At 64.8% G+C, this 3,717-nt stretch carries 3 protein-coding genes and 1 pseudogene; 3 read left to right on the top strand and 1 reads right to left on the bottom strand.

Features of this window, described 5'->3' with window-relative positions; translation table 11 throughout:
• Positions 1–330: 330 nt before the first annotated feature.
• From ACWKY3_RS03030 to ACWKY3_RS03020, 3 genes are all read left to right on the top strand, one after another.
• Positions 331–1,758: a helix-turn-helix transcriptional regulator gene (locus ACWKY3_RS03030; protein ID WP_449314942.1), complete on the top strand. Its 1,428-nt coding sequence runs from the start codon at positions 331–333 to the stop codon at positions 1,756–1,758.
• Between the two features lie 153 nt (positions 1,759–1,911).
• Positions 1,912–2,133 carry a hypothetical protein gene (locus ACWKY3_RS03025; protein ID WP_449314941.1) on the top strand — a complete coding sequence of 74 codons (222 nt, stop codon included), beginning with the start codon at positions 1,912–1,914 and terminating at the stop codon, positions 2,131–2,133.
• The gene (locus ACWKY3_RS03020; protein WP_449314940.1) at positions 2,130–2,912 is read left to right on the top strand and encodes a Fic family protein; all 783 of its coding nucleotides are present in this window, start codon (positions 2,130–2,132) and stop codon (positions 2,910–2,912) included. Before ACWKY3_RS03025 ends, ACWKY3_RS03020 begins: the two co-directional genes overlap by 4 nt.
• A gap of 531 nt (positions 2,913–3,443) precedes the next feature.
• On the opposite strand, the pseudogene ACWKY3_RS03015 reads toward ACWKY3_RS03020, so the two are convergent.
• Positions 3,444–3,717 (bottom strand): annotated as a pseudogene (locus ACWKY3_RS03015) (dimethyl sulfoxide reductase anchor subunit family protein); the annotation flags it as partial.

The following is a 3,717-nucleotide window of genomic DNA, read 5'->3' as shown; positions in this document are numbered from 1 at the left end:
TGAGCTGTCAAAGTACAAAATCCAACAGTTTAAAAAGTTCAGAAACTCACGATTTGGGTCTTGACTTCATATAGCTGGTCTCCTCTCCTCTTCCAACGGGAGCGCCCCGCGAAGCGGGCCGTCCCGGCGGCTGCCCGTGCGGCCTCCGCATGCCAAACCCTACGCGCCGAACGGGAAAACCGCGTCTCACGAAGCTTATGAACTGCCGGTTCCTTGTCCTGAAATCTTATGAAACTGCCTGGGCGCGCGGATTCGACCCTTTGCCAGAGCGGCCGCGAGGCTGCGCGGTGATACAATCGGCACCGGGATGGGCGAGAGCAGGAGGGGGCCATGCGCGCATCGTTGCGGCAACACGAGATCGACCGTCAGGCGACGGTCCTCTACGGATTCGGGCTGTACTCGACATGGGTGTACGTGACGCTTCACGGGTCGTTCGTGCAGAACCAGTCGGCCAGCGTCTCTCCGTCGGTGTTCTTCTCGTTTTTCTCGCCGCTCATCATAGCGGCGTGCATGGCGGCCGTGGGGCTGTTCCACAAGCGCTTGGCGCCCCTTGCCACCAAACCGCCCCTCGTTGCGGCGGCCACGCTTCTTGCCCTTGCCGGATCGCTCGTCATGGTGTCCACCGACCGCGGCGAGACGCTGCGGCACGCCGCCTCGCTGGCCACCCACGTGCTGCTCGACGTGCTGCTCGTCTCCTGGCTCAAAGTGCTCTCCGACTTCGATTTGGAGATCATCGTCAAGAAGATCCCGGGCATCCTGTCCGTGACCGGCATCGGCACCGCCCTTCTGCTCTGGGCGCCCCTGCCGCTGCGCTACGCGCTGTTCGTGGCGCTGCCGCTCGCGCATCTGGCGGCCATCCTGCATGCCAACAAGACCTCGCCCTCCGCGCCGATAGCCGTGGAGGGGGCGCGGGCGCCGACGATCGCCGAGGTCCTTGCGACCACGGGGCTGTTCTGCGTGGCCTCGGGCATCCTGCTTTCGCTCACGCGGTTCACAAGGGCAGACGAGCTTTCAACGCCGTTCTACTTCTTCTTTCTGGCCGAGATAGGGCTTACCCTGCTCGCCGCGTCCGCCATCACCTTCGCGCAAAGCTACCTGCTCAGAAAGACGCAGGCGAACAGCTTCTCGCCCCTGCCCCTGGTGTCGCTCATCGTGTGCGCAGGCGTGTTCGCCGTCGCGTTCGCGCTGCCCGACAAGCAGGCCACGTTAAGCTCCATGGGGCTTGCCTGCTACAACCTCGTGTTCGTCGTCGCCTTCATCGTGGTGGCCAAGCACTACGCCTGCTCGGTGATCCAGCTGTTCGCGTTCGGCAGGAGCGTGTACTCCGTCGCGTCGGCCGCGAGCAACTTCCTCGTGCTCACGTTCGCCAGCTCGCGCGCCGACGACGTGTTCGCAGTGGAGCTGTTCGTTTTGGTGTTCGCGTGCCAGATTGTCGCGGTGCTGGGGTTTGCCGTATGCCTCATCGTGCGCAACGACGCGAAGCAGGAGTCCGCAGCGCACGACGAGCCTCGCGAGGAAGCTAAACCTTCCGTGATCGCGCAGCTGTCCGGACGCTACAAGCTCTCCGAGCGGGAGACCGAGGTGATGGCGCAGCTTGTCAAAGGCCGCAGCATCAAGCGGACGGCGGAGGAGCTGTACGTGTCGCAGGGCACCGTGAACACCTACCTGCGACGCATCTACCAGAAGATGGGCATCCACACCCGCCAGGAGCTGCTGGATTTGTTTGACACAGAGAAGGAGCAGGCCAAGGGCCGCTAGCCTGCGCGCAGAAAGGGCGCTGGATCCCTGAATGCTTTCGGATGCGCGGGGATGCGCCAGGTGGTGATTTTTATACGTCGGTCGCCAGGGGCCGCTGTTGCGGAGGTATGATAGCGCAGACGGAACGAAGCAAGGCAAGGCAGGAGGCGTTGCGTGAGGATTTGGGTAGACAAGGACGGAAGCATGCTCACCGACGAGCAGCTTCTGCGCCATATCACCGCGTTCGGCAGCCTGTCCGCCGCATGCAAACGGGGGGACATCAGACTGCTGTCCCAAAGCGGGGAGCGCAAGGGCCATTCGCGCCCAACCGCCACACCCGCAAACCGCAAAGGAAAACCACGCCTTTCCGACTACCTGGAGGCCGGCCGATCATGACCGGCAACGCTCCCCCGCCAATCCAAAACGCCTACAGCAAGATCGCGGCGTGGTGGCGCGCGCTCGCCGACGTTGACCGGCGCCTCTATCTGGAGGAATCCTTCCCGCTCGCCTTCTCGTACAACTCGGGCAAAATCGAAAACGACGAGATCACCTATCACGACACCAAGGAAATCTTCGAACACGGGCGCATTGTAGGGTTCACCGGAGACCCGAGGACTATCTTCGAAATCGCGAATCTCAAAACCGCCTGGCAGGAGGCGCTGGATCTGAGCGCTTCGCATGCCCCTCTGGAACCTGCCGACCTTCTGCGCGCGCACGCCACGCTGACCGCAGGAACGTACGACGAGGCAAGATGGGCCAAGGGCGAGCGCCCCGGCACGTTCAAGCGAGGGGACTACGTCGTCGCCGGCAACGTCGGGTACGCATCCGAAGATGTGGAGGGCGCGGTTCGGGAACTCCTTGACGAAGTGAACAGGGAGCTTTTCCCAACAGCGCGGGAAAGCGTCCGCAGCCGCCTCATCGTCTCCTGCTACGCACATGCCAAGCTGGTTGAAATCCATCCCTTTGCGGACGGCAACGGTCGATGCGCGCGGCTTCTCCAGAACATCTGCCTCATCAAGACGGGCTGCCCTCCGCTCGTTGTGCACGAGCAGAACAGAATGGCCTACTACGGCGCACTTGACGCATTCTGCGAGGAAGGCGACCTGGATAGCTTCGTCGATTTCTGCATGGTGGAAACAATTGACACGTGGGACAACATGAGCAGAGAGCCGTGATGCTCGCGGCGGGCATGCGCGCCGCATCCCAAGCGCCCCGAGCGGAAACGGCCTTCCTGTTTGCAAGGGGGATTGGGGGAAGGGAAGGCCGCACCCGCTCGGGGCGCTTGGGATGCAACAGAGGCCGGGGATAACGTCAGGGTCGAACGATGTCAGGGCGGCTGGATGACAGCATCCCCGTCTTCTGCCATAGGCCCGGACCCCGCCGGAAACGACCCGGCAGAGCGCCACCCGGCGGGGTACCATCCGCGAATTGGTCACAAACCGCGCCCTGTGGTACGCGCGGGGCCGGTTTCGCGCCCTCGGCGCCCCTCGCGCCCGGAGAATCCCCAGGTCGCGAGAATCGTGCGGCCCACCGACGCGCCGGATCAGGCGCGCGGAGTGCCATAGGGCGCAGTTTGTGACCAACTTGCGAAAGCGACCGACCCGCGTCGTCGGCGACTTGGCGGGGAGGGCGCGGGCCGGAGGGATCCTGCGGCGGGGCGGAGGGGGCGCGGCCCCGCCCCGCGCGGCGCCCCCTCCGGCCGGGGCCTAGTAGAACATGAACACGCTGAGGCCCAGCTCGTAGAACACCACGCGCAGGGCGATGGCGCCCGCGAGGGCGCATGCCACGGCCACGGCGCCCCAGAGCCTCCAGTTGCCGGACCTCCTGCCCATGAAGGCGGCGGCCAGCGGAACCAGGCCGCCGATCACCACGGCGCCCGCCCAGAGGAGCGGCGCCTGGGCGGCCACCACACTTGCAGCATCCGCCATGCCGGCCGTGGGGTGGGTGGGGTCGAAGTAGAAGCCCACCTCGGCGAAGGCG

Source organism: Rubneribacter sp. (assembly GCF_965361815.1).
This window is presented reverse-complemented; position numbering and strand designations above follow the sequence as displayed.

Excerpts from the sequence above, each read along its gene's own strand:
- ACWKY3_RS03030 (WP_449314942.1), top strand. The coding sequence starts at position 331 with ATGCGCGCATCGTTGCGGCAACACGAGATCGACCGTCAGGCGACGGTC.
- ACWKY3_RS03020 (WP_449314940.1), top strand. The coding sequence starts at position 2,130 with ATGACCGGCAACGCTCCCCCGCCAATCCAAAACGCCTACAGCAAGATC.